Origin of the sequence: Pseudomonas sp. CBC3 (assembly GCF_037967085.1) — a bacterium.
Classification (GTDB): domain Bacteria; phylum Pseudomonadota; class Gammaproteobacteria; order Pseudomonadales; family Pseudomonadaceae; genus Stutzerimonas.
Genome location: NZ_JBANEO010000005.1, coordinates 34,409 through 59,850, shown reverse-complemented (window position 1 = coordinate 59,850; position 25,442 = coordinate 34,409). Strand labels below are relative to the sequence as shown.

Here is a 25,442-nt window from a genome sequence, read left to right as displayed (position 1 = left end):
TGATAACGGCTGGCTTGATCGGCATCAGCCACAAGCGGCGCGCGAACGGCCAGACTGTGGGCAAACGACCAGGAGTGAAGTGCCATGCGCCATCTGTTGTTTCTGCATTTGCTGGGCGCCAGCGTCTGGGTCGGCGGCCATCTGGTGCTGCTGTTCAGCGTATTGCCCGGCGCGTTGCGCGGTCGTGACGTGCAGCCGGTGCGCCATTTCGAGCAGCTTTACGAACGGGTCGGCATTCCTGCCTTGCTGGTGCAGATCATCACGGGCGTCTGGCTGGCCCGGCGCTGGTTGCCGCATTCGCAGTGGTTCGGCGACTCACCCATCGCTCACCTGGTCCAGGCCAAGCTGGTCTTGCTAGCGCTTACTGCTGCGCTAGGCGTGCACGCGCGGCTGGCGCTGATTCCGAAGCTGGACGCGCAGCGCCTGCCGCAGTTGGGCGTGCATATTGTGCTGATTACCCTGACGGCGGTGGCGTTCGTCTGGGTCGGATCGGGATTCCGGTTTGGTGGGTTGTTCTAGACCGATCACCATCTACGAACGCCATTCGCCAGCAAGCTCGCTCCAAAGGTATAACGCGGTCTCGGCTTTTGCAGGAACAGCGAGGCTGCCTAGTCTTGCTGCGAAGATCTATAAACACGGCCGGCAAATGAAAAAAAGCCCGCCATAACGGCGGGCTTCGGCTGTATTTGTGGGCACTTAGCCGCAGCAGCCGCCACAGCAACTGCCGGAGGCACGCTTGAGGTCTCGGGCAATATCGTCCTTCAAGGTCTCACGCTCCTGCTTGAGCGCCTCGAGCGCTGCGTCGTCCATGTCTGCGGCGCTGCTGATGCGCTTGTCCAGCGCTTCGTATTCCTCAGTTTTACGGGCGAAGACTGGGCTTTCCACGCGCAGTTTTTGCAGCTGCTCGCGCTTTTCTGGGAAGTCCTTGTTCAATGCGTGATGTTCGACGTGCATGGAGCTGCTCCGGGAATGTACAGGGAGCAACTACCTTAGCGTTGCGGCCGATTTACCCGGTTGACGGCGATCAAGCGATCGATATCCTCGCGCTCCAGCCGTCGGAGTGCGGCCCGCTCTGGTATGCGATCCGAAGGGTGCCTATGCTCTACAACGGTTGTTACGCCGTATTACGACGGCATTCCGATGCAAGCCAATTACCGTAAGGATTTTTCGATATGAGTCTGATCAGCGAATTCAAGGCGTTTGCCGTCAGGGGCAATGTAATCGACATGGCCGTGGGCATCATCGTCGGTGCAGCCTTCACCAAAATCGTTTCGTCCTTCGTGGCGGATGTGGTCACGCCGCCGCTGGGATTGTTGATCGGCGGTGTGGACTTTTCGGACCTGGCAATCGTGCTCAAGGAGGCCGTGGGCGATACGCCGGCAGTCACTCTGAGCTACGGGAGCTTCATCCAGACAATATTCGACTTCACCATCGTGGCTTTCGCCATCTTCTTGGCGATCAAAGCCATCAACCACCTCAAACGCAAGGAAGCCGAAGCGCCATCGGCCCCGCCAGCGCCCTCCAAGGAAGAGGTGCTGTTGACCGAAATTCGCGATGCGTTGCGCGCCCAGAACCGGTCCTGAAATCGTCCCCCCTAGCGCCCGAACAGCCGCCGCCCCTGCTCAAGCGAGGTCGGTGCCGGGGAGGAGCCGTTCAAGGCGGCGAGCTGAGCGGTTCGTTCGCTGGGGTGGTAAAGGGATACTGAAAGGAACTCCCGGCGCGGGCGCCGGGGAAGCAGAGTGGCTTATTCCGGCTTCGGCGTGGTCGCCGTGCTAGCCGGTAGTAGCGGATAGGCCACCTGCGGTTGCTCACCGGTCAGGCTGTGCAGGAAGGCGGTGATGGCCTTGACCTCGTCATCCTTGAGCTGACGACCGAGCTGGCTGTCACCCATGATGGCCACGGCCTGTTCAAGATCCCAGACCTCGCCGCTGTGGAAGTAGGGCGGCGTCAGCGCGATGTTGCGCAGCGGCGCGGCGCGGAACACGTATTCATCGGCGGCGGTGTTGGTTACGGCGAAGCGACCTTTGTCATCTTCCGGCAGGATGTCGGCCCCCGGCTTCTTGATCACGCCAAAGGGGAAGTAGCTCTGGCCGCCGACGTTGACGCCGTTGTGGCAGGCGATGCAGCCGGCATCCATGAACAGCGCCAGGCCTTCCTTCTGCTGCGTATCCAGCGCCTCGTCGTCACCCTTGAGGAAGCGGTCGAACGGCGAGTTGGGCGTGGTCAAGCTAACTTCGAAGGCCTCCAGGGCATAGGCCATATTGTCGAAGCTGACCGGGTCCTTGTCCTTGGGGAACGCCTTGGTGAACTCGGCGACGTATTCGGGAATGCTCTTGAGCGTCGCTTCCACGCGCTCCGGCGTGCTGTTCATCTCGACGCTGGCCTGCACGGGGCCCTTGGCCTGTTCCTGCAGGTCCTTGGCGCGGCCATCCCAGAACTGCGCGGCGTTGAATACGGCGTTGAGCACGGTCGGCGAGTTGCGCGGCCCTTTCTGCCAGCCATGGCCGATGGAGGTGGTGACGTTGTCGCTGCCGCCGATGCTGAGGTTGTGGCAGGTGTTGCAGCTGATCACGTGGCTGCGCGACAGGCGCGGCTCGAACCACAGCTTGTGCCCAAGTATCGCCTGGTCTTCGCTGACGGTCTGGCCACGGACTTCGGTGACCTTATCCGGGATCGGCTGGAAAATGGCGTTGGCGCGGTCGCGCAGTTCGTCGGCATGGGCGGTGCCGGCGACCAGCAGCAAACCGCTGAGCAGCAGAGGAAGTGGGGCGCTCATCAGTGGGGCTCCTTATAGATGTTGGCAGGTTCTAGGAGGCCTGTTTCCGTCGAGCGACGGCTTGATTCAGGTCAAGCGATAGCGAGCTTCAGACGCTTGCTATCAATTAGCTCGCTACTAAATGTTTCGACGTTAGTTGCGTTGAAGCCCGGTGATCTGGTCAAGAAAAATGCCCACTCGATCTTCCGCCTCTGAGCCGCGCGCTTGTCGTACGCCGTCTCGGGGCGCTCGCCTGCCAGCCTTGCAGCAGGGCAGTGGCAACGCCAGAATGGCGGCATCAATCGTGGTCACACGGCCACTCCAGCAAGGATTTCCGATGCCCCAAACTGACGCTGCCGGCCTGCGCCTGGCGCCCGAGGCGCTGACCCGCCCCTTCGAACCCAGCCAGTTCGACTTCAAAACCACTGATGAACTGGAACCTTTCCTGGGCGTTCTTGGCCAGGAGCGAGCCGTCGAGGCCTTGCAATTCGGCGTGGCGATGCCGCGTCCCGGTTACAACGTCTTCGTGATGGGCGAGCCGGGTACGGGGCGTTTCTCCTTCGTGCGGCGCTATCTCAAGGCTGAAGGCAAGCGTCTGGATACGCCGTCGGATTGGGTGTACGTGAATAATTTCGACGAGCCCCGCGAGCCGCGCGTGGTGGAACTGCCACAGGGCGGCGCGGGTGAATTCATCGCCGACATCGGTCAACTGATCGACAATCTCATGGCGACCTTCCCGGCGGCGTTCGAGCATCCGAGCTTCCAGCAGAAGAAGAGCGCCATCGACCGCGCCTTCAATCAGCGCTACGACAAGGCGCTGGATGTGATCGAGAAGCTCGCGCTGGAAAAGGAAATCGCACTTTACCGCGACAGTAGCAATATCGCCTTCACGCCGATGAAAGACGGCAAGTCGATGGACGAAGCCGAGTTCGCGCAACTGCCGGAGGCGGATCGCGAGCGCTACCACGAAGATATTTCCGCGCTGGAAGTGCAGCTGAACGAGGGGCTCGCCAGCCTGCCGCAGTGGAAGCGCGAGTCGAGCAACCAGTTGCGTCAGCTCAACGATGAAACCATCAGCCAGGCATTGCAGCCGCTGCTAGCGCCGCTGTCGGAAAAATACGGTGAAAACGCGAGCATCGAAGCTTATTTGCAGGCCGTGCAAGTCAATCTGCTGAAGACCGTGGTGGAGCAGCTGGTCGACGAGAATCGCCCTGACGCCCAGACCCGCCAGCTGCTGGAAGAGCAGTACAGCCCGAGCCTGGTGGTCGGGCACCCGCTGGACGGCGGCGCGCCGGTGGTGTTCGAACCGCACCCGACCTACGACAACCTGTTCGGTCGCATCGAGTACAGCACCGATCAGGGCGCGCTTTACACCAGTTATCGCCAGCTGCGTCCGGGTGCGTTGCACCGCGCCAACGGCGGCTTCCTGATGCTCGAAGCGGAAAAGATGCTCGGCGAGCCTTTCGTCTGGGAAGCGCTCAAGCGTGCGTTGCAGTCGCGCAAGCTGAAAATGGAATCGCCGCTGGCCGAGCTAGGGCGTCTGGCCACCGTCACCCTGACGCCGGAAGTCATACCGCTCAACGTCAAGGTGGTGATCATTGGCTCTCGGCAGCTGTACTACACCCTGCAAGACCTGGATCCGGATTTCCAGGAGATGTTCCGCGTACTGGTCGACTTCGACGAGGAGATCCCGCTGGCCGAGGACAGCCTCGAACAGTTCGCCCAGCTGATGAAGACGCGCACCTCGGAAGAGGGCATGGCGCCGCTGACCGCAGCGGCGGTGGCGCGTCTGGCGACCTACAGCGCGCGCCTGGCCGAGCATCAGGGGCGCTTGTCGGCGCGTATCGGCGATCTGTTCCAACTGGTCAGCGAAGCGGATTTCATCCGTCAGTTGGCCAAAGACGAGGTGACCGATGTTGGCCATATCGAGCGAGCGCTGAAAGCCAAGGCGACTCGGACCGGCCGTGTCTCGGCGCGAATTCTCGAGGACATCCTCGCCGGAGTCATCCTCATCGACAGCGAAGGTGCGGCCATCGGCAAGTGCAACGGCCTCACTGTGCTGGAAGTCGGCGACTCGGCGTTCGGCATGCCAGCGCGCATCTCCGCCACCGTTTATCCGGGTGGCTCGGGGATCGTCGATATCGAACGCGAGGTCAACCTCGGCCAGCCGATTCACTCCAAGGGCGTGATGATCCTGACCGGCTTTCTCGGCAGCCGCTACGCACAGGAATTCCCGCTTGAGATTTCCGCCAGCATCGCGCTGGAGCAGTCCTACGGGTACGTCGATGGCGACAGTGCATCGCTGGGCGAATGTTGCGCGTTAATCTCAGCCATTTCACGTACGCCGTTGAAGCAGTGCTTCGCCATCACCGGCTCGATCAACCAGTTCGGTGAAGTGCAGGCGGTTGGTGGCGTGAACGAGAAGATCGAAGGCTTCTTCCGTCTCTGCGAAGCGCGCGGTTTAACCGGCGAGCAAGGCGCGATCATACCTTTCGCCAATGTGACCACATTGATGCTCGATGAGCGTGTGCTGGAAGCCGTACGTCAGGGGCGCTTCCACGTATATGCGGTCCGCCATGTGGATGAGGCGCTTTCGCTGCTGGTGGGCGAGCCGGTAGGTGCGGCGGACAAGGACGGAAACTTCCCCCGAGGCAGCGTTAACGGCCGGGTGGTGGAGCGCTTGCGCGATATCGCCGAGATCGAACTCGAGGACGACGGCAAAAGCGATGCGGCGTCTCCGGAGGAGGTGCTGGCACAGGCGAAGGGGGACGAGCAGAACTGACCGGTTCTGCATTGAGCAAAAACCGGACGGAACGATACGGCCGGCGGCGGGTCTGCAGTGGACGAGAATTCCCACTCTCTGTCCACATGGTTATCCACAACTTCTGGGGATAAACAGGTTGGCCCGCCCATTCGTCCTGGATGACGGTGCGCAACCGAGCGCGAGGATCGCCGTCATGTCGCAAACACTCTGTCTGAACCGTCAATGCCTGGGTCTGGTTACCCGTATCGAATGCATCATTCTTCCACTAAACGGCGGCCAAGGCTTGTGGACCTTGCTTTGTGCGGCCGGTATCGACGCCGGCCAACCCACCGCGATCAAGGCGCAGGGCCCATTCCATGGGCCTCGCGAGGCCGAGACGGTGCTACAGGCGATCGCCAGCAATCTTCACGGGCAGGGTTATTGTGAATCCGACTCGCCGTCGATCTGGCAGCTGCACATGCACGCCGAGTTGCGCAAGATCAACGCCAATCAGGCGCGCTATCTGAGCGGTTGGGAATCCAGAACCTGATTCCTGGCGACGCTCGTGCTGGGCTAGCAGAGCTGACTTTGCGAATCGAGCCGGCGCTCAAGATTCTTATCCACACGAAAATCTGCTGTCATAAAGGCATTCTTGAAGGCGCTGTGGCGCTGCGTATACTCGCTGCCGATATCAGCTCCTCATAGTGAGAACAGATGGAACGCTTCGTCGAGAACACCATGTATGCGGCCCGCTGGCTGCTTGCGCCTATTTACTTCGGCCTGGCATTCGCCCTGCTGGCCTTGGCGATCAAGTTCTTTCAGGAAATCTGGCACATCCTCCCGGCCGTGCTCTCGCTGAGCGAAGGCGATCTGATCCTCAAACTGCTTTCGCTGATCGACATGGCGCTGGTCGGTGGCCTGCTGGTCATGGTGATGCTCTCTGGCTACGAGAATTTCGTATCGCAACTGAACGTCGATGAGGGCAAGGAAAAGCTAGATTGGCTGGGGAAAATCGATTCCGGCTCGTTGAAAATGAAGGTCGCGGCATCGATCGTGGCGATCTCATCCATTCATCTATTGCGCATGTTCATGGACGCTCAGCAGCTCGAGAGCGAGCAATTGATGTGGTACGTGATCATTCATTTGACGTTCGTCTTCTCCGCCTTCGCCATGGGTTATCTGGACAAGATCACCAAGCACTGAGCGAAAATCTTCCAGCTGCAAGCCGCACGTTTAGGCCACGAGGTGCGTGAACGGGCAGGCCGGGCCGCAAGCTGTGCTAGGCTAGCCGCCCTTTTTTCCAGCGGAGCTCAGGCATGACCGACCTCAACCTAACCACCGACGAAACGCGCGTGAGCTATGGCATCGGCCGCCAGCTGGGCGATCAGCTGCGCGAGAATCCGCCGCCCGGCATCAGCTTGGATGCGGTCATCGCTGGGATCCGCGACGCCTTTGGCGGTGTGGCCAGCCAGGTCAGCCCGGAAGACCTGAACGCCAGCTTCGCCGTGATCCGCGAGCGCATGCAGGCCGAAGCCCAGAAGAAGGCCGAAGCCGCTGCCGGCGAGGGTAAGGCGTTCCTCGCCGAAAATGCCAAGCGCGAAGGCGTCATCACCCTGGCCTCGGGGCTGCAGTACGAAGTTCTGACAGCCGGCGAAGGCGCTAAGCCGAGCCGTGAGGATCAGGTCCGTACGCATTACCACGGCACCCTGATCGACGGCACTGTATTCGACAGCTCCTACCAGCGCGGCCAGCCTGCCGAGTTTCCTGTGGGCGGCGTGATCGCCGGCTGGACCGAAGCGCTGCAACTGATGGGCGTCGGCAGCAAGTGGCGTCTCTATGTGCCGAGTGAACTTGCCTACGGCGCCCAGGGTGTCGGCAGCATTCCGCCGCACAGCGTGCTGGTTTTTGATGTCGAGTTGCTGGCCGTTCTGTAACGGCAACCAGTCCGCTACGGGCGCAACGCCCGGGCATAGGAGAACAGGAACAGGTTGCGTACCTGTTCCTTGAGCACGCAGGGTTCACTGGTGCTCAACTCCTGCAGATCCAGATCGCCCTGATCACGAAGCTCGTTCAGGGCGTCTCCCTCCAGCGAAATGCATACCGCACCGGTATCGCGATCGAGTATGCGCAGGTAGGGTTGTGGGCGGTCCAGCCATGCATCAATCAGATAAGTCATGTTCGGCTCCAGTTGATTTCCTTAATGAGAATAATTGCTATTTGCAAAGATGCAAGCGCAAAAACGCTCATCGGGATCGATGGCCGAGCGGAGTGTCGAGGAGGGGCGAGGCGGGCGGCAAGAAACTGAAGGGTGCCAATTGCACCCTGTTTGCTGGATCAGTGCGTGCGAGCGACGGCGAAGCGGCTGAGTTCTACCAATGCATCGCGATACGCGTTGGGCGGAAGCAGTTCAAGACAGTCGATTGCTCGATCGGCATAGTCGCGTGCCAGGCGTGCGGTGTATTCCAGCGCGCCGCAGGCCTGTACGGCGCTGCGGATGCTTTCGAGGTCTTCGATACCGCCTTTCTGGATGGCCTTGCGCACCAGTGCGGCCTGCTCATCGGTGCCTTCGCGCATGGTGTAGATCAGCGGAAGGGTCGGCTTGCCTTCAGCCAGGTCGTCACCGACGTTCTTGCCCAGGGTTTCGGCATCTCCCTGGTAATCGAGCAGGTCATCGACTAGCTGGAAGGCAATGCCAAGATAGTCGCCAAAGGTGCGCAGCGCTTCGCGTTGTTCCTCATTGGCCTCGGCCAGAGTGGCGGCGCTGTGGGTGGAGGCTTCGAACAGCATGGCCGTCTTGCCGCGAATGACCTCCATATAGATTTCTTCGGTGGTGCTGGCGTCGCGGACTTTGGACAGCTGCAGCACCTCGCCTTCGGCAATCACGCGCGTGGCCTGGGAAATGATGCGCATGACTGGCATCGAGCCCAAGTCGACCATCATTTCGAACGAACGTGCATAAAGGAAGTCGCCGACCAGTACGCTTGGGGCGTTGCCCCATAGTGCATTGGCGGTGGAGCGGCCGCGGCGCATGCCGGACATGTCGACCACGTCGTCATGCAGCAGGGTCGAGGTGTGCAGGAATTCGATGATGGCGGCCAGTAGGCGCAGCTGATCACCCTTGAGGCCGAGCGCGTTGCCGCTGAGCAGGACCAGCAGCGGACGCAGGCGCTTACCGCCGGCGGAAGTGATGTAGTCCCCGATCTTTTCAACCAGCGGTACGCGAGACGTCAGCTGGTTACGGATGATGCCGTCGACTGCGGCAAAATCGTCAGCCACTACTTGGTAAAAGGACTGGGGGTGCATCGGGGACGAGTACTCCTCGGAGGTTGCGCGGCATGCTATGGGGCGGGTCTGGTACTGTCAAGGCGAGGCCAGGCGGCTATTGCGCCGGGTCTAGTGGATGCGTACAATCGCGGACCCTGAACATTCCCCCTGGGCATTTCCCTGCCTTACGCAATTGCAAGAGTGTCCCTCCGGACCTCGAGCAGCCATGCCAGCCACTAACTATTTCACTTAAGCGCTGGGTGAGCAGGATCAACGGAGATACAAGATGTACGCAGTTATCGTTACTGGCGGCAAGCAATATAAGGTCGCCGAAGGCGAATACCTCAAGATTGAAAAACTCGAAGTTGCCACTGGCGAGGCAGTCACTTTTGACCGCGTTCTGCTGGTTGGCAACGGCGATGATGTCAAAATCGGCGCTCCGGTGGTCGATGGTGCCAAGGTCACTGCTGAAGTGATTGCTCAGGGCCGTCACGACAAGGTCACCATCATCAAATTCCGTCGTCGTAAGCACCACATGAAGCGTCAGGGCCACCGTCAGTGGTTCACTGAGGTCAAAATCACCGGTATTCAGGGCTAATCGGGCCTGAATCCCCTTATAGGAGTATTGAACTCATGGCACACAAAAAAGCTGGCGGTTCTACCCGCAACGGTCGCGACTCAGAAGCCAAACGACTTGGCGTGAAGATGTACGGCGGCCAGGCCATCAAGGCCGGTAACATCATCGTGCGTCAGCGCGGCACCCAGTTCCACGCCGGTTACGGCGTTGGCATGGGCAAGGATCACACCCTGTTCGCGAAAGTCGAAGGCGTGATCAAGTTCGAAGTGAAGGGCGCTTTTGGCCGTCGCTACGTGAGCGTCGTCGCAGCCTAACTGCGGCGTTGCTGGAAAAGCCCTGTCATGCGACGGGGCTTTTTTGTTTCTGTATCCTCTATAGGGCTCTTGCAAAACACTGCTTTGCTCTAGTTTTCGCTGGGTTCTGCAAGACCCTTATATTCCTGTTTTCTAGCCCGTCCTTGCGGCGGGAGGCGTTCCCATGAAATTCGTCGATGAAGTATCGATTTTTGTAAAAGCCGGCGACGGCGGTAATGGCATGATGAGCTTCCGTCGCGAGAAGTTCATCGAGAAAGGCGGCCCCAACGGCGGCGATGGTGGTGACGGCGGTTCCATTTATCTGATGGCCGATGAAAACCTCAACACGCTGGTCGACTACCGCTACACCCGCCGCTTCAATGCGCCGAATGGTCAGAAAGGTGGTAGCACCGAATGTACTGGTGCCAAGGGTGAGGATTTGATTCTGCCGGTGCCGGTCGGCACGACCGTGATTGATGCGGCAACGCAGGAAGTCATCGGCGACCTGACCAAGGCTGGTCAGCGCCTGCTGGTCGCGCAGGGTGGCTGGCATGGTCTGGGTAACACGCGCTTCAAATCCAGCACCAACCGGGCGCCGCGGCAGACCACGCCGGGCAAGCCGGGCGACGCGCGCGATTTGAAGCTTGAGTTGAAAGTGCTGGCTGATGTCGGTCTGCTGGGTCTGCCCAATGCCGGCAAGAGCACGTTCATCCGCTCCGTGTCGGCTGCCAAGCCGAAGGTCGCGGACTACCCATTCACCACGCTGGTGCCGAACCTTGGTGTAGTCAGCGTGGGGCGCTACAAAAGCTTCGTGATTGCCGACATTCCGGGCCTTATCGAAGGTGCATCGGAAGGTGCGGGGCTGGGGATTCGCTTCCTCAAGCACCTAGCGCGCACTCGTTTGCTGCTGCACTTGGTCGACATGGCGCCACTGGATGAGAGCGATCCGGCCGATGCCGCCGAAATCATTCTCAACGAGCTGGAGAAGTTTAGCCCCGCGCTGGCTCAGCGTGATCGTTGGCTGGTGCTGAACAAGGCAGATCAGCTGCTTGAGGAGGATCGCGAGGAACGCGTGCGTCAGGTGGTGGAGCGTCTCGAGTGGACTGGGCCGGTTTTCGTGATTTCCGCGTTGGAGCGGGAAGGTACCGAGGAATTGAGCCAGGCGATCATGCGCTATCTGGATGAGCGAGCGCTGCGTATTAGCGAAGAGCCGGCCTATGCCGAGGCGCTTGCCGAGCTGGATCAGCAGATCGAAGACGAGGCGCGTGCCCGCCTGCAGGCGCTCGACGATCAGCGGGCGTTGCGCCGCGCTGGCGTCAAGCCGGCAGATGAGGCGGATGACGACGACTTCGATGATGACGACGATGACGAAGACGGCGCGGAAATCTTCTACGTGCGTTAAGGCTTGTTGTGGTGGTTTGCGGATATTTGTGCGGGTGCTCGGTGGGCTGGCTGGTCCGTTGCCCGCCGGCATGGTTTTGGCCGGATATTGGATAGAAGGCGGGATCGATGCGGGACAAGGTGAGCGGCGCGCGGCGCTGGGTTGTTAAGATCGGCAGCGCTTTGCTGACCGCTGATGGTCGCGGTCTCGATCAGGCGGCTATGGCTGTGTGGGTCGATCAGATGGTGGCGCTGCGGCAGGCGGGGGTCGAGCTGGTGCTGGTTTCCTCCGGCGCGGTCGCTGCCGGCATGAGTCGCCTTGGCTGGGCGGCACGGCCCAAGGCTGTTCACGAGCTGCAAGCTGCGGCTGCGGTGGGGCAGATGGGGCTTATTCGTGCTTGGGAGGCCAGTTTCGGTCGTTGCGAGCAGCAAACTGCCCAGGTGCTGGTGACCCATGACGATCTGTCTGACCGCAAGCGCTATCTCAACGCGCGAAGCACGCTGCGTACGCTGATAGATCTAGATGTGGTGCCGGTCATCAATGAGAACGATACCGTCGTCACCGACGAGATCCGTTTTGGCGACAACGATACCCTTGGCGCGCTGGTGGCTAATCTGGTCGAGGCCGACTTGCTGGTCATCCTCACCGATCGCGACGGCATGTTCGATGCTGATCCGCGGACTAATCCCGACGCCAACCTGATCAGTGAGGCGCGCGCCGACGATCCCGCACTGGACGCGGTTGCGGGTTCGACGGGCGGCGCGCTGGGTCGTGGGGGTATGCAGACCAAACTGCGCGCGGCGCGCTTGGCGGCGCGTTCGGGGGCTCATACGGTGATTGTCGGTGGGCGCATCGAGAGCGTGTTGACGAGGCTGAAGGCCGGAGAGCAGTTGGGTACTCTGCTGGCGCCCGAATGCAGTCGTCATGCCGCGCGCAAGCAATGGCTCGCGGGGCATCTGCAGACGCGGGGAACGCTGACGCTGGATGCCGGTGCGGTGCATGCGCTCAAGCAGGGGAATCGCAGCTTGCTACCGGTCGGTGTCAAAGCGGCTCAAGGCGGGTTTCGGCGAGGTGAAATGGTGGTCTGTGTGGGGCCGGAAGGGCAGGAGGTTGCTCGCGGTCTGGTCAACTACAGCGCCGCCGAGGCTCAGCGGATCCTGGGGCATCCATCCGACGAGATCGAGAAGCTGCTGGGTTATGTCGACGAGCCCGAGCTTATTCATCGCGACAACATGATTCTGGTATGAGGTGTTCGATGCAATTGGTGAAGGCTTTGATGCTGCTGCTGGCCTGCCCGGCAGTCGGCATGGCGCGCGAGGTGGGCGAAGTCGACACCGTGTTCAAATGGCTAGGACCGAATCACAAGATCGTCGTGGAGGCATTCGATGATCCCAAGGTCGAGGGGGTGACTTGTTATTTGTCGCGCGCCAGAACCGGCGGCATCAAGGGTGGGCTCGGCCTTGCCGAAGATCGTGCCGAGGCGTCGATTGCCTGTCGACAGGTTGGGCCGATTCGCATGAATGATGAGCTTGAAGATGGCGAGGTCGTGTTCAAGGAGCGGACCTCGCTGGTGTTCAAGACCATGCAGGTGGTGCGTTTCTTCGATGAGGCACGTAACACGTTGGTCTATCTGGTTTACAGCGACCGGGTGATCGAAGGCAGCCCGCAGAATGCCGTAACGGCCATTCCGATACTCCCTTGGGTGCGCAATCCATAGGCAACGAAGCCAAGCATCGCGCCTATAAGGTTCGTGGCTCGTAGGGTGCGCTCCGCGCACCGAAACTTGGGGCCTTGTAGTCCAGTCCTGGCTCGTTTCGGTCCGGCTTTGCCCGGTGCGCGGAGCGCACCCTGCACGCCGGCCAAGCTGTTGTCAGCTCTGCGGTCGCTTGGCTGATGCACGTTTTTCTTAAGTTCTCTTTCCTGCGGAGGAGGGCTTGCTACACATGGTCGATCATTCGCTGCATAGCCGCTTAGAGCGGCAATCGCTCGCCAGTGCTCGATTCAAAAAAACCAGGCACAAAAAAACCGGCGCTAGGCCGGTTTTTTTCAAGAACCTGCAGTTTAGGCTGCAGCAGCTTCGCCGAGGGCCTTGATGTGGCCGTTCAGGCGGCTCTTATGGCGAGCGGCTTTGTTCTTGTGGATGATGCCCTTGTCGGCCATACGGTCGATCACTGGCACGGCTGCGGTATAAGCAGTACGAGCTTTATCCAGATCTTTTGCATCAATGGCCTTGACCACATTCTTGATGTAGGTGCGGACCATGGAGCGCAGGCTGGCGTTGTGGCTGCGACGCTTCTCAGCCTGAATTGCGCGTTTTTTGGCGGAAGGGCTGTTGGCCACCGTCGAACTCCTCGAAAACGTGGGATTACAAAGCAAATAAGGCCGCGAATCATGCCGATGCGGCGCGGGCTTGTCAAGCATGACTGAAGATTGATGATGCTGGCCGGACAGAAGGGCTACCGCTAAACTCGCGGCCTCTTTATCTGTCGTAATTGCCCATCGATTCCGATAGCAATGCCTAGACGGAACCCCTGAGCAACTTTTAGGAAAACCAATGTCCGATACCGGCAAAAGCGGATTGCTGCGCTCCAGCGCGGTCGTCAGCGTGATGACGCTGCTGTCCAGGGTGCTGGGCATGGTACGCGATATGGTCGTGGCCAGCTACTTCGGTTCCGGGGCAGCGGCGGATGCCTTTTTCATTGCCTTCAAGATCCCTAACTTCCTGCGCCGCCTGTTTGCTGAAGGTGCTTTCGCCCAGGCCTTCGTGCCGGTGCTATCGGAGTACCGAACCAAGCGAACGCTGGCTGAGGTCAGGTTGCTGGTCGATCGCACGGCCGGCATGCTCGGGCTGATTTTGACCGGCATTACGGCCATCGGGGTGCTGGCATCTCCATATGTGGTGATGCTGTTCGCGCCGGGATTCCATGATGAGCCGGAAAAAATGCAGCTGGCCGGCGAGCTGTTGCGCATCACGTTTCCGTACCTGCTGTTGATTTCCCTGACGGCCTTCACGTCTGGCGTGCTCAACAGTTATGGGCGCTTCGCTGTGCCGGGTTTCACGCCAGTATTGCTCAATGTCTGCATGATCGCTTCGGCGGTATTCCTCACGCCTTATTTCGATCAGCCCATCATGGCGCTGGCCTGGGGTGTGTTCATCGCGGGTTTTGCCCAACTGGCCTTCCAGCTTCCTTATGTCGCCAAACTGGGGTTGTTGCCGCGGCCTCGGGTGAAGTTCGGTGACGAGGGCGTGCGACGGATCATGCTGTTGATGGTTCCGGCACTGTTTGGCGTATCGGTCAGTCAGATCAATTTGCTGCTCGATACGGTGCTTGCTTCATTCCTGCAGACCGGCAGCGTGTCGTGGCTTTATTACGCGGATCGGCTTTCGGAGTTGCCGCTCGGCGCATTCGGTATCGCCATCGGCACGGTCATTCTTCCGAGTCTGTCGCGTCAGCACGCCGGTGAAGACCCAAAGGCCTTTTCCGACACGCTCAACTGGGCGCTGCGAATGGTGCTGCTGGTAGGTATTCCTGCGGCGCTCGCGTTGGGCATTCTGGCCGAGCCGCTGATTGCCAGCCTGTTCTTCTACGGCGCGATGAGCGAGGAGGCCGTGGTGCAGTCGGCCCGTGCGCTTGAGGCTTATTCGCTTGGGGTGCTGGCATTCATGCTGATCAAGGTGCTCGCGCCCGGCTTCTTCGCTCGCCAGGATTTGAAGACGCCGGTGCGGGTCGCAATCATCTGCATGGTTGCCAACATGGTGATGAATCTGATCCTGATCTGGCCGCTCAAGCATGTCGGGTTGGCGCTGGCGACTTCGCTGTCATCGATGCTCAACGCCGGACTGCTTTTTTGGGGCTTGTACAATATCGGCGTGTTTCGAATTGCGCCGGGCTGGGGTGTATTTCTCCTGCGTCTGGCGGGCGGTTGTGCCGCTATGGTGGCGACGATCTGGTGGCTCAATGCACCATCGGTCGAGTGGTTCGCCTGGGCGTGGCAGCAGCGTGCATTGCAGCTGGGGCTGCTGGTGGTGGCCGGGATCGGGGCTTTCGTTGCAGCGCTGCTAGTGCTCGGTTTGCGACCGCGTCATCTTCGTCGCTGATTGGCCGGCCATGCTCACGGCAAACCTGTCCGCGACTGCCGGCTCATGCGTATAATCGACGACTTTTCAAGCAAGAAGTGCGGTATGCAGCTGGTTCGAGGTCTTCATAACCTGCGTCCCCGGCATCGGGGTTGCGTCGCCACCATCGGCAATTTCGACGGCGTTCACCGGGGGCATCAGGCCATTCTGGCCCGCCTGCGCGAGCGTGCCGCCGAGTTCGGCCTGCCCAGCTGCGTGGTGATTTTCGAACCCCAGCCGCGTGAGTACTTCTCGCCGGACAAGGCGCCCGCACGCTTGACTCGGCTGCGCGAAAAGCTGCAGTTGCTCGCTGAACAGGGCGTCGATCGGGTGTTATGCCTGGCGTTCAATCGTCGTTTGCGCGAGATGAGCGCTGCTGAGTTCGTCCACGCGACGCTGGTCGAAGGGCTTGGCGTTCAGCATCTCGAAGTCGGTGATGATTTTCGCTTCGGCTGTGATCGTGCCGGGGATTTCAATTTTCTATTGAAAGCGGGCGCTGCCGAGGGTTTCAGTGTCGAGGCTGCCACCACCATCGAGGTGGAGGGCGAACGTGTCAGCAGCACGCGGCTGCGCCAAGTGCTGGCCGATGGCGATCTGGCCATGGCCGAGCGCCTGCTCGGTCGTCCGTTCAGCCTTGCCGGGCGGGTCATGCATGGGCAGGCACTAGGGCGTCAGCTTGGCGCGCCGACGGCCAATATTCAGCTCAAGCGCAAGAGCACGCCGCTTAGCGGCGTGTTTGTGGTGAGCGCAGAAGTCGACGGCATGCAGCAGCCGGCGGTGGCTAACATTGGCATGCGTCCATCGGTCGAAAGTGACGGTAAGCCCCATCTCGAAGTGCATTTGCTCAATTACCAGGGCGACCTCTATGGTCGCCTGCTGCGCGTGACCTTTCACCGCAAGCTGCGTGACGAGCAGCGCTTTGCCTCGCTGGAGGCGCTCAAGACGGCGATCGAAGCCGATATCGCCGCGGCTCGCGAATACTGGCGAGCTTCACCCTTTACCACGAGTCAGGACTGAAATGACCGATTACAAAGCGACCCTCAATCTGCCGTCCACGGCATTTCCGATGAAGGCCGGTCTGCCACAGCGCGAGCCGGAGACCCTGCAGCGCTGGAACAGCATTGACCTCTACGGGAAGCTGCGGCAGATCGGGGAGGGTCGCCCGAAGTTCGTCCTGCATGACGGCCCGCCGTACGCCAACGGCAGCATTCACATCGGCCATGCGGTGAACAAGGTCATCAAAGATTTCATCGTCCGCTCCAAGACCCTCGCGGGCTTCGACGCACCTTATGTTCCGGGCTGGGATTGCCATGGTCTGCCGATCGAACACAAGGTTGAAATCACCTACGGTAAAAACCAGCCGGCCGACCTGACCCGCGAGCGCTGCCGTGCCTATGCGGCCGAGCAGATCGAGGGGCAGAAGGCCGACTTCATCCGCCTTGGCGTGCTCGGTGAGTGGGACAATCCTTATCGCACCATGGATTTCGCCAACGAGGCCGGCGAAATCCGCGCACTGGCGAAGATGGTCGAAGGTGGTTTCGTCTTCAAGGGCCTGAAGCCGGTGAATTGGTGTTTCGACTGCGGCTCGGCATTGGCCGAGGCAGAAGTTGAGTACCAAGATAAGAAGTCCGATGCTATCGATGTGGCTTTTCAGGTCGAGGACGCGGACAAGCTGGCAGCGGCTTTCGGCGTGGCGGCGTTGGCCAAACCGGCCAGTATCGTCATCTGGACCACCACGCCCTGGACCATTCCGGCCAACCAGGCACTCAACGTGCATCCCGACTTCGTCTATGCCCTGGTCGATACCGGTGAGCGTCTGCTGGTGCTGGCCGAGGAACTGGTTGAATCCAGCCTGCAGCGCTATGGCCTGCAGGGCGAGATCATTGCCCGTTGCGAAGGCAAGGCACTGGAACTCATCCGCTTCCGCCATCCGTTCTACGAGCGCTTCGCACCGGTCTATCTGGCTGACTACGTGGAAACCGGCGCCGGTACCGGCATCGTTCATTCCGCGCCCGCGTATGGCGAAGACGACTTCCGCTCCTGCAAGCATTACGGCATGGAGAACGACGACATCCTCAGCCCGGTGCAGAGCCATGGCGTCTACGTCTCCGACCTGCCGTTCTTCGGCGGCCAGTTCATCTGGAAGGCCAACCCGGCCATCGTCGAGAAATTGCGCGAAGTCGGCGCGCTGCTCAAACATGAATCCATCCAGCACAGCTACATGCATTGCTGGCGCCACAAGACGCCGCTGATCTACCGCGCCACGGCGCAGTGGTTCGTCGGCATGGACAAGGTCGCTCACGACGGCAGTTCCCTGCGTCGCCGGGCACTGGACGCTATCGAACAGACCGAGTTCGTTCCCGCTTGGGGCCAGGCGCGGCTGCACGGCATGATCGCCGGACGCCCGGACTGGTGTATCTCGCGTCAACGTACCTGGGGCGTGCCGATCCCGTTCTTCCTGCACAAGGAAAGCGGCGAGTTGCATCCGCGTACCGTCGAGCTGATGGAAGCGGTGGCACAGCGCGTGGAGCAGGGCGGAATCGAGGCCTGGTCGAAACTGGACGCTTCCGAACTGCTTGGCGAGGAGGCGGCGCATTACGAAAAGATCAGCGACACCCTGGACGTTTGGTTCGATTCCGGCACTACGCATTGGCACGTGATGCGTGGCTCGCATCCGATGGGGCATGAAAATGGCCCCCGTGCGGACCTGTATCTGGAAGGCTCCGATCAACACCGTGGCTGGTTCCACTCGTCGCTGCTGACCGGTTCGGCAATCGACGGTCATGCGCCATATAAAGGGCTGCTGACCCATGGTTTCGTGGTCGACGAGAACGGCCGCAAGATGTCGAAGTCGCTGGGCAATGTGGTTGCGCCGCAGGAAGTCACCGACAGCCTGGGCGCCGATATCCTGCGTCTCTGGGTGGCGTCCACCGATTATTCCGGTGAGATGGCGGTTTCTAAGGTCATTCTGCAGCGCAGCGCGGACTCCTATCGCCGCATTCGCAACACTGCACGCTTCCTGCTCTCCAACCTCGACGGTTTCGACCCGGCGCAGCATCAGGTTCCGGCTGATCAGCTAATCGCACTCGACCGCTGGGCCATCGATCGCGCTTTGTTGTTGCAGCGGGAAATCGAAGAAGCCTACGGCACCTACAAGTTCTGGAACGTCTACCAGAAAGTGCACAACTTCTGCGTACAGGAGCTAGGCGGTTTCTACCTCGACATCATCAAGGACCGTCAGTACACCACTGGTGCTGACAGCCTGCCGCGGCGCTCCTGCCAGACCGCGCTGTACCACATCGCCGAGGCACTGGTGCGCTGGATCGCGCCGATCCTATCGTTCACCGCCGATGAGATCTGGCAGTACCTGCCGGGCGAGCGTAACGAATCGGTCATGCTCAATACCTGGTACGAGGGGCTGGCCGAGCTGCCAGACAATGTCGAACTGGGTCGTGAGTTCTGGGACAAGGTCATGGCAGTCAAGGCTGCGGTGAACAAGGAACTGGAAACCCAGCGCGCGGCCAAGACCATCGGCGGCAACCTACAGGCCGAAGTGGTGCTCTACGCCGAAGACGCCCTGGTGGCGGATCTGGCCAAGCTGGGCAACGAGTTGCGCTTCGTGCTGATCACCTCGGCGGTGAAGATAGCGCCTCTAGCCAACGCACCTGCCGAAGCCGTCCAGAGCGAGCTGTCAGGTCTCAAGCTGCAGGTCAGCAAAACTGACTATGCCAAGTGCGGCCGCTGCTGGCACCACCTGCCCGACGTCGGTGGTCACGCGGCGCATCCAGAGATCTGCGGCCGCTGTGTTGAAAATATCGAAGGCGCTGGCGAGGTGCGTCACTATGCGTGACAGCGCACGTGATCGTAGGGTGGGTTCCCACCGTGGACTTTTGCGGTCTGTCGCGAGCGTCGGCTTCGTAGGGTGGGCTTCAGCCCACCGTTGGCAGAACGGACGCAATCTCGGTGGGCTGAAGCGGAGCGCCACCCGGCCCACCCTACGATTTGACCCGACGGCGGGCGCAACCCGCCATGCTCTTTCGAGGGTAGAAGCATGACGTCGCGTTTCGGCAAGCTGTCATGGCTATGGCTTAGTGTGTTGGTCATCGCCCTCGATCAGGCGACCAAGCATTATTTCGAAGCCAACTTCAGTCTGTACCAGAAGGTCGATGTGATCCCCGACTACTTCGCCTGGACGCTGGCCTATAACACTGGTGCGGCATTCAGCTTTCTGGCCGATCATTCCGGCTGGCAGCGATGGTTGTTCGCGGCGATTGCCATTGGCGTCAGCGTCGTGCTGGTGGTCTGGATGAAGCGTTTGAAGCCCGGCGAAACCTGGCTAGCGGTTGCCCTGGCCCTGGTGTTGGGCGGCGCGCTCGGTAATCTCTATGACCGCGTCGTACTGGGCCATGTCGTCGATTTTATCCTGGTGCATTGGCAGAACCGCTGGTATTTCCCGGCATTCAATATCGCCGACAGCGCCATCACCATCGGCGCAGTGATGCTGGCGCTGGACATGTTCCGTAGTAGTAAAACGGGAGAAGCGGTAAATGACTGAACAACGCATCGCGCAGGATATGCAGGTCACCCTGCATTTCGCGCTGAGTCTGGAAAACGGCGAGCAGGTCGATACAACTTTTGACAAGCAGCCGGCGACCTTCAAGGTCGGTGATGGAAATTTGTTGCCGGGGTTCGAACAGCAGTTGTTCGGGCTCAAAGCCGGTGATAAACGCACCTTCCAGATCGCACCAGAGCAAGGCTTCGGTCAGCACAATCAACAGAATGTCCAGACCATGCCGCGCAGCCAGTTCGAAGGTATGGAGCTGTCCGAAGGCCTGCTAGTAATTTTCAACGATGCCGCCAAAACAGAGTTGCCAGGTATCGTCAAAGCCTTCGATGAGCGTCAGGTGACCGTGGATTTCAACCATCCTCTGGCTGGCAAGGCGCTGACGTTCGAGGTGGAGATATTCGAGGTCAAGCCGGTCTGAGTGGAGCTTCCGAGGTAGGCTGCTGTAGAGGCAGGTTGCTGGCGAACTAGCGTTAGCCCATCAACACCACAGGTTGCTGATATCCGCTTTGTTTCATACCGCTGCCATGCGTTACACCTAATACTCACCTGCTTCGCGTGCCGAGAATACATATGCAAATCAAACTCGCCAATCCGCGTGGTTTCTGTGCCGGCGTCGACCGTGCCATCGAGATCGTCAACCGTGCCTTGGAAGTATTCGGGCCGCCGATCTATGTGCGCCATGAAGTGGTGCACAACAAGTTCGTGGTGGAAGATCTGCGCGAGCGCGGCGCGATTTTCGTCGATGAGCTCGATCAGGTGCCGGATGGCTTCATCGTCATCTTCAGTGCCCACGGTGTTTCCCAGGCGGTGAAAATGGAGGCTGACAGACGTGGTCTGAAGGTTTTCGACGCGACCTGTCCGCTGGTGACCAAGGTCCACTTGGAAGTGACCAAATACAGTCGCGAGGGGCGAGAGTGCATCCTCATCGGCCACGAAGGCCATCCGGAAGTCGAAGGCACCATGGGCCAGTACGACACCGCGAACGGCGGCTCGATCTACCTGGTCGAGGACGAGGAAGACGTCGCCCAGCTACAGGTGCGCAACCCCGAGTCGCTGGCGTTCGTGACCCAGACCACGCTGTCCATGGACGACACCAGCCGCGTGATCGACGCCCTGCGAACGCGCTTCCCCAGCATCGGCGGCCCGCGCAAGGACGACATCTGCTACGCCACCCAGAACCGCCAGGACGCTGTAAAGCAACTGGCCGGTGAGTGCGATGTGGTCCTGGTCGTCGGCAGCCCCAACAGCTCCAACTCCAACCGCCTGCGCGAACTGGCCGAGCGCATGGACACCCCCGCCTACCTGATCGACGGTGCCGAAGACCTCAAGCGCGAATGGTTCGCCGAAAACGCCCGCATCGGCATCACCGCCGGCGCCTCGGCACCTGAAGTGCTGGTGCGTGGAGTGATCGACCAGTTACGTGAGTGGGGCGCGAAAGGGATGGATGAGCTGGAAGGGCGGCCGGAGAATGTAACGTTTTCGATGCCGAAGGAGTTGCGGATTAAAGCGCTGTAATAAAGAAGCCCGATCCATGATCGGGCTTCTTGTATCTGATGGTTGCTCTTTTCTCTGGAGTAGTGGCTACACCAGTTTACCTCCAGCAATCATTAACGGATTTTACGCTACCGCTGCGACCCTTTGCGCCCAAGGCATTGAGAGTGAGATTGCCACATTTGGTGTCGCCAAAGTTCTGTGTGGCTGTGAGTGTATAACCGCCATCATTGTTTGATTGGCTGACACCCAAGGTGTACTTACCGGTTTCCGATGTATTGCCACTCCTCAGGCCAAGTTTGGCGATATCGGCGTTAGAAGTAATGTAAACATTGTTCTGCGAAAAATAGCGTTCCTGCCGTGCGGAGGCATCGTTCAACAGGGCCTGACCTTCGGTGCGATTGCCACGCTTGACGTATTCGTCATAGCTCGGGTAAGCAATGGCCGCCAGTATGCCGATGATGGCAACCACAATCATGAGTTCGATCAGGGTGAAACCGTTCTGGACGTGTTTCATGGACTGCGCCGTTGATGCTACTGGTTTCATTTCGTTATTCCCCTTCAACTCGGCGCCAGCTCTGGCGGCCCAGACTGGCGGGGTCTGGGTAGATATTCACGCATTCTTGGCCCGTGCAGTATTGGTACGTTCCGTCGGAGTCCTGCGAAAGAGTGCCGCCCCCTTCGCCGTCCTGGCGGACTGCCGAAATGTTGGTGGTGCCGACATCTGTGGTGGGTTTGTAGTCGAATGCGTTGTGAAGCGTTCTACCGCCAGTGAAGGGATTGATGGCATAGGTCCAGTTGGTGGCACCATCGCCGCAGGGGTCGTCGTTAGGGATCAGCGACTGGAAGAATACGGTGCGGCCCAGTTGCGACATATTCTCCACGACCATTTCTCCATCGCTCTGACGTAGGTTCAAATACCAGCCATTCTGTGCGGGCTGGTTGTCGCTTGCCTGCCAGCTTACATTGTTGTTGCTAAGGACCAAGCCTTGGCGGCTCGAGCCGTCGGCCTCGACGGTAGTCTGGGTCACGATTTCTTGTTCTTGCAGGCTGCTGCGGCTGATATTGGGATTGCTGGCCTCCTCGCCCAAGGTTTGCTTGTCCCAGATGCCATAGACGGTCTGTGCGATGCTCTTGTCGCCTTCCTTGTCGCCGGTTTCGAAGAACTTTCCTGTACCGAAAACGACTAGATAACCGAATCCGCTTGGGTGAAGTACGAGGCTGGGCGCGGAGGTGATGGGCTGGCGAGTGCTGCCGTTGTCTGCCACCGCACTGAACAGCGGCTGACCGCCATAGGCCACCTCGAAATCCGAGACGACGTTTTCGCTATCGTCTTCGGTGGTGAAGGGCGCGCTGTCGCTACGGCCGTTACGCAGCAAGTCGAAACGCCAGACGTTGCCTTGCAGATCTCCCGCGTAGGCATAGTCCGCTACGCCGTCGGCATTGTAGTCGGCAAGCTTGGGTGTCGACAGGCCATTGGGGATACCATCCACACCTTCCACTTCCAGGTTCTTGAGCAGCGTGCCTTCCATCGCATCGACAATGTAAAGCGCGGCCTTGCCATTGGTATTGTTGGCGCTTTCGTAGCCATTCCCGAACACTACGGTCCATGTTCCGGTATGCAGGCGGGCAATGGTCGGCTGGGAGAAGCTGTAACCCATCTTCACCTCAGCATCATCGGGTAATTTGCTGTCATCGAATTCCCAGAGCAATTTCTCTTCGCCAGGATGGGTGATATCCAAGGCGAATATCGACTTGCCGCCTGCTTTCAGGGTGCCGACCAGAATGGTGCGCCATTCTTCACCGTCGTATACATCGGCCACGACGGGGCTGCCATCGACATAGAACTCATGACTGTAATTGGCGCCGGTCAGCTTGTTCAGCTTGGGGAACACCGCAGTTGGAATGAAAGCGAACTCCTCGACCCCGGTTTGAGCGTTGAAGCCATGCAGCATGCCATCGTTGCCCCCAACATAGAGGCGCGGGGTGCGTCCGGCGATTTCCTCTGCAAAGGTCGTATAGGCAGTGTTGCCTTCGAGCCTGTTGGTGAAATTGATCAGATAGCGCGGCCCGGACACTACGGCCGGGCTAGAACCGTAGAAGTCGCCCAGCACGCCGCTGCGTTGGCGGAAGGTGCTGCCTTCACCGCTGCGATCGCCTTGAAGATATTCCAGACGCTGTTTGCCCAAGTTATCGACTACGTTTGCATTTTCAGGATCGCGGCTGAGCAAGTTCGCCAGAGTGCCGGTAGTGTCAGCGGAGCCGGCATTGTCCCAGTTGAAGTCCATCAGCCCGCTATTGTCATTACCGGCAATCATGATCTTGCGGTTTTGCCAGCCTGGCATCTTGCCTTTGGCGCTCCATATTTCGGTAGTTTCGAACGCGTTGCTTTGAGAGTTCCAGGCTTTCTCGAAGCGTTTGACATCGCCTGACCAGTTATCGTCGCTGGCATAGGAGGTCTGGTAGGAAACGGTCTTGACCGTACCGTTGTCGTTCTCGTCGGTGCTGATCTGACCGGAATTAATGGCGGGCCGGGCAGCGGTGGACTTGCGGTCGGCAATGCGGGAAAGGATATCGTCGAAGGCCTGAACCATAGACTCAGGACTATCAGCGCTGAAGAATTCGCCACGAGAGTTGATTGCGGCGTGCCACAGGTCATATACGTTGTTGCTGCTGCCACTGGAAGCTTCAGGCCAGTCCTTAGTGCCTGCTGCCAGAGCTTCATAGCCCGTGCCTTGGTGGGTACTGCCTGACCAAGGTATACCGGCGCTATTCAGGGTGCTGGTGAGACCAAGGCCCATGATGAAGTTGGTCATATGTTGCCAGGTGGCTGGGTCGTTGCGCGCGTCCCAGTAGTCGGTAGCGTTATCGCCACTTTTGAATGGAATATAGGCGGGAAGCTCGTTATCCAGATTGGGGTTTAAGTCTGTTGCCCAGTAATGCATGGCCAAGTCGGCAAGCGTACTGGCTTTATCATCCTGATAAGGGTGTTGCCCTGCATAGTTTTCGCCGTCAGGGAGTGTGAAGTTGGCATTGTCATGGCGAAATGAACTGGGGTTAGTGGTTGTCGCGTTCCACATGCCGTCGGTCATCAAGATGTGGTAGCTCGCCCTGCAGGCGTAGGTATTGTCGTCAGTGTTCCTGTCGGAAGAATTTCGGCTATTGGGGTACTTATGCCAGGCGACATCTTCCTTGAAAAAATCCCCGGCCCTTTTCATCGCTGCCGGGAGAGGGGTTCCACTGTTGAAGTATATGTCTTTGAGCCAGCTATAGAACTGCCCCTTATGCAGCGCATCGTACTGGCGGAACTTGTTGTCCTTACAGAGCGAGGTGTTGCCGCCATTGAGTGTGGTACAGCGTGCAAGATCCTGCCAGCCCAGGCGAACGGCAGGTGACAATTGTGAGAACGCCATGCTGGTGGCAGATAGCGTTGCCAATGCTCGCGTTCTGTAAAACGAATACCAAATGGCGAAGTTCTCTTTTTCGCTATCCGGTACAAAAACAAGTTTGTAGCAGTTGGTGTCCGACGTGGTGTTGGTGCAGTTTCTAAGTGTCTGGTCGTAGGAGTAGTAGTAGGCCGGTGTTCTGGCTGTGTACTCGTTGTTATTCCGTGTGCAGGAGAAGCCACTGGCGTCCAATACCGGGCCGGATTGAAGGATTTTGCATGTGTAGTTGCGGTTTCCACTATTTCCGGAGCGGGTGACTTCAAATTTGATGCCGGCTGCGCTGGTTTCTTCTTTCGTTGTATTTGAGGAGAATGTTACGGTCACTCGGAAGTCATTGGTTGGGCCGTTGAGCCGATTGTGGCTGCCGCTAGGCATTCGGTACTCTTTGCCTGTTGGGCGGTAATAGTCGGACAGGTCAAGCGTCCCGTCCGCAGGCCTGAAACCATTAATAGGGGCATTGGTGAATTGGGTTGAAAGTTCAACCTCATTGCCGCTCTCATCGAAAAACGGGGGAATAACGTAGTTAGTATCTGGCCTGTAATACATCGGGTTGAAGGCATTTGCGGCATAAAGGCGTGTAATGCTGGAGCCGCTGATGACACTATTTTCAGCCGAGTCAGGAACGTAACCCCAGGACATACTGCCCGATTCATCCAGGGTCAGAATGATATTGGGTGGAACGCCTACAGTCAGACTCAACGGACTCTGTGAGACCGCCGCATGGGTGGCGGCAGCGTTGAGCAGGGCTACGCCGAAGGCTGCGTACGACAGCGTCTTGGCGGAAGCAATAGGTCGAAAACGAGACATG

The 25,442-nt window shown here is 59.4% G+C and carries 24 protein-coding genes; 17 read left to right on the top strand and 7 right to left on the bottom strand.

Features of this window, described 5'->3' with window-relative positions; translation table 11 throughout:
* Positions 1-84: 84 nt before the first annotated feature.
* On the top strand, positions 85-519 hold the full coding sequence (locus V6943_RS18930) for a CopD family protein (RefSeq protein ID WP_131651889.1): 435 nt from the start codon (positions 85-87) through the stop codon (positions 517-519).
* Between the two features lie 177 nt (positions 520-696).
* Here V6943_RS18930 and V6943_RS18925 read toward each other — a convergent pair whose 3' ends face one another.
* Positions 697-954 carry a YdcH family protein gene (locus V6943_RS18925; RefSeq protein ID WP_340555066.1) on the bottom strand — a complete coding sequence of 86 codons (258 nt, stop codon included), beginning with the start codon at positions 952-954 and terminating at the stop codon, positions 697-699.
* 218 nt (positions 955-1,172) lie between these two features.
* Between V6943_RS18925 and mscL the strand changes: the two genes are divergently transcribed.
* Positions 1,173-1,583: a large-conductance mechanosensitive channel protein MscL gene (mscL, locus tag V6943_RS18920; RefSeq protein ID WP_340555065.1), complete on the top strand. Its 411-nt coding sequence runs from the start codon at positions 1,173-1,175 to the stop codon at positions 1,581-1,583.
* A 161-nt stretch (positions 1,584-1,744) separates the two neighbouring features.
* Here mscL and V6943_RS18915 read toward each other — a convergent pair whose 3' ends face one another.
* On the bottom strand, positions 1,745-2,776 hold the full coding sequence (locus V6943_RS18915; protein WP_340555064.1) for a cytochrome-c peroxidase: 1,032 nt from the start codon (positions 2,774-2,776) through the stop codon (positions 1,745-1,747).
* A 316-nt stretch (positions 2,777-3,092) separates the two neighbouring features.
* Here V6943_RS18915 and V6943_RS18910 point away from each other — a divergent pair, with 316 nt between their 5' ends.
* From V6943_RS18910 to V6943_RS18895, 4 genes are all read left to right on the top strand, one after another.
* On the top strand, positions 3,093-5,537 hold the full coding sequence (locus V6943_RS18910; protein WP_340555063.1) for a Lon protease family protein: 2,445 nt from the start codon (positions 3,093-3,095) through the stop codon (positions 5,535-5,537).
* A 175-nt stretch (positions 5,538-5,712) separates the two neighbouring features.
* Positions 5,713-6,048, top strand: coding sequence for a PA4575 family protein (locus V6943_RS18905; protein WP_340555062.1), 336 nt, complete (start codon positions 5,713-5,715; stop codon positions 6,046-6,048).
* A gap of 164 nt (positions 6,049-6,212) precedes the next feature.
* On the top strand, positions 6,213-6,701 hold the full coding sequence (locus tag V6943_RS18900) for a TIGR00645 family protein (RefSeq protein WP_131651883.1): 489 nt from the start codon (positions 6,213-6,215) through the stop codon (positions 6,699-6,701).
* Between the two features lie 113 nt (positions 6,702-6,814).
* Positions 6,815-7,432: an FKBP-type peptidyl-prolyl cis-trans isomerase gene (locus tag V6943_RS18895; protein ID WP_256049976.1), complete on the top strand. Its 618-nt coding sequence runs from the start codon at positions 6,815-6,817 to the stop codon at positions 7,430-7,432.
* A gap of 14 nt (positions 7,433-7,446) precedes the next feature.
* Here V6943_RS18895 and V6943_RS18890 read toward each other — a convergent pair whose 3' ends face one another.
* Complete coding sequence (locus V6943_RS18890) at positions 7,447-7,674, bottom strand: PA4570 family protein (RefSeq protein WP_131651881.1); 228 nt, start codon at positions 7,672-7,674, stop codon at positions 7,447-7,449.
* A gap of 158 nt (positions 7,675-7,832) precedes the next feature.
* A complete protein-coding gene (locus V6943_RS18885) occupies positions 7,833-8,801 on the bottom strand; it encodes a polyprenyl synthetase family protein (RefSeq protein ID WP_340555061.1) in 969 nt (322 codons plus the stop codon).
* Between the two features lie 247 nt (positions 8,802-9,048).
* Here V6943_RS18885 and rplU point away from each other — a divergent pair, with 247 nt between their 5' ends.
* From rplU to V6943_RS18860, 5 genes are all read left to right on the top strand, one after another.
* Positions 9,049-9,360, top strand: coding sequence for a 50S ribosomal protein L21 (rplU, locus tag V6943_RS18880; protein ID WP_019339712.1), 312 nt, complete (start codon positions 9,049-9,051; stop codon positions 9,358-9,360).
* A 35-nt stretch (positions 9,361-9,395) separates the two neighbouring features.
* Positions 9,396-9,653, top strand: coding sequence for a 50S ribosomal protein L27 (gene rpmA, locus V6943_RS18875; protein WP_003281574.1), 258 nt, complete (start codon positions 9,396-9,398; stop codon positions 9,651-9,653).
* Positions 9,654-9,816: 163 nt separating this feature from the next.
* A complete protein-coding gene (gene cgtA, locus V6943_RS18870; RefSeq protein ID WP_340555060.1) occupies positions 9,817-11,034 on the top strand; it encodes an Obg family GTPase CgtA in 1,218 nt (405 codons plus the stop codon).
* 107 nt (positions 11,035-11,141) lie between these two features.
* Positions 11,142-12,260 carry a glutamate 5-kinase gene (gene proB / locus V6943_RS18865; protein ID WP_340555059.1) on the top strand — a complete coding sequence of 373 codons (1,119 nt, stop codon included), beginning with the start codon at positions 11,142-11,144 and terminating at the stop codon, positions 12,258-12,260.
* 8 nt (positions 12,261-12,268) lie between these two features.
* Positions 12,269-12,730, top strand: coding sequence for a CreA family protein (locus V6943_RS18860; protein ID WP_340555058.1), 462 nt, complete (start codon positions 12,269-12,271; stop codon positions 12,728-12,730).
* Between the two features lie 344 nt (positions 12,731-13,074).
* On the opposite strand, the gene rpsT is transcribed toward V6943_RS18860, so the two are convergent.
* Positions 13,075-13,353 carry a 30S ribosomal protein S20 gene (gene rpsT / locus V6943_RS18855; protein WP_003281567.1) on the bottom strand — a complete coding sequence of 93 codons (279 nt, stop codon included), beginning with the start codon at positions 13,351-13,353 and terminating at the stop codon, positions 13,075-13,077.
* A gap of 214 nt (positions 13,354-13,567) precedes the next feature.
* Between rpsT and murJ the strand changes: the two genes are divergently transcribed.
* From murJ to ispH, 6 genes are all read left to right on the top strand, one after another.
* Positions 13,568-15,112 carry a murein biosynthesis integral membrane protein MurJ gene (murJ, locus tag V6943_RS18850; protein WP_340555057.1) on the top strand — a complete coding sequence of 515 codons (1,545 nt, stop codon included), beginning with the start codon at positions 13,568-13,570 and terminating at the stop codon, positions 15,110-15,112.
* Positions 15,113-15,196: 84 nt separating this feature from the next.
* Positions 15,197-16,147, top strand: coding sequence for a bifunctional riboflavin kinase/FAD synthetase (ribF, locus tag V6943_RS18845; protein WP_340555056.1), 951 nt, complete (start codon positions 15,197-15,199; stop codon positions 16,145-16,147).
* Position 16,148: 1 nt separating this feature from the next.
* Positions 16,149-18,980 carry an isoleucine--tRNA ligase gene (ileS, locus tag V6943_RS18840; protein ID WP_340555055.1) on the top strand — a complete coding sequence of 944 codons (2,832 nt, stop codon included), beginning with the start codon at positions 16,149-16,151 and terminating at the stop codon, positions 18,978-18,980.
* A 201-nt stretch (positions 18,981-19,181) separates the two neighbouring features.
* Positions 19,182-19,685, top strand: a complete 504-nt coding sequence (lspA, locus tag V6943_RS18835; protein WP_256049984.1) for a signal peptidase II — start codon at positions 19,182-19,184, stop codon at positions 19,683-19,685.
* A complete protein-coding gene (locus V6943_RS18830; RefSeq protein WP_340555054.1) occupies positions 19,678-20,115 on the top strand; it encodes an FKBP-type peptidyl-prolyl cis-trans isomerase in 438 nt (145 codons plus the stop codon). Before lspA ends, V6943_RS18830 begins: the two co-directional genes overlap by 8 nt.
* 152 nt (positions 20,116-20,267) lie before the next feature.
* A complete protein-coding gene (gene ispH / locus V6943_RS18825; protein WP_340555053.1) occupies positions 20,268-21,212 on the top strand; it encodes a 4-hydroxy-3-methylbut-2-enyl diphosphate reductase in 945 nt (314 codons plus the stop codon).
* A 76-nt stretch (positions 21,213-21,288) separates the two neighbouring features.
* Here ispH and V6943_RS18820 read toward each other — a convergent pair whose 3' ends face one another.
* Positions 21,289-21,705 carry a type IV pilin protein gene (locus V6943_RS18820; RefSeq protein WP_340555072.1) on the bottom strand — a complete coding sequence of 139 codons (417 nt, stop codon included), beginning with the start codon at positions 21,703-21,705 and terminating at the stop codon, positions 21,289-21,291.
* 34 nt (positions 21,706-21,739) lie between these two features.
* The gene (locus tag V6943_RS18815) at positions 21,740-25,441 is read right to left on the bottom strand and encodes a pilus assembly protein (protein ID WP_340555052.1); all 3,702 of its coding nucleotides are present in this window, start codon (positions 25,439-25,441) and stop codon (positions 21,740-21,742) included.
* Position 25,442: the final 1 nt, after the last annotated feature.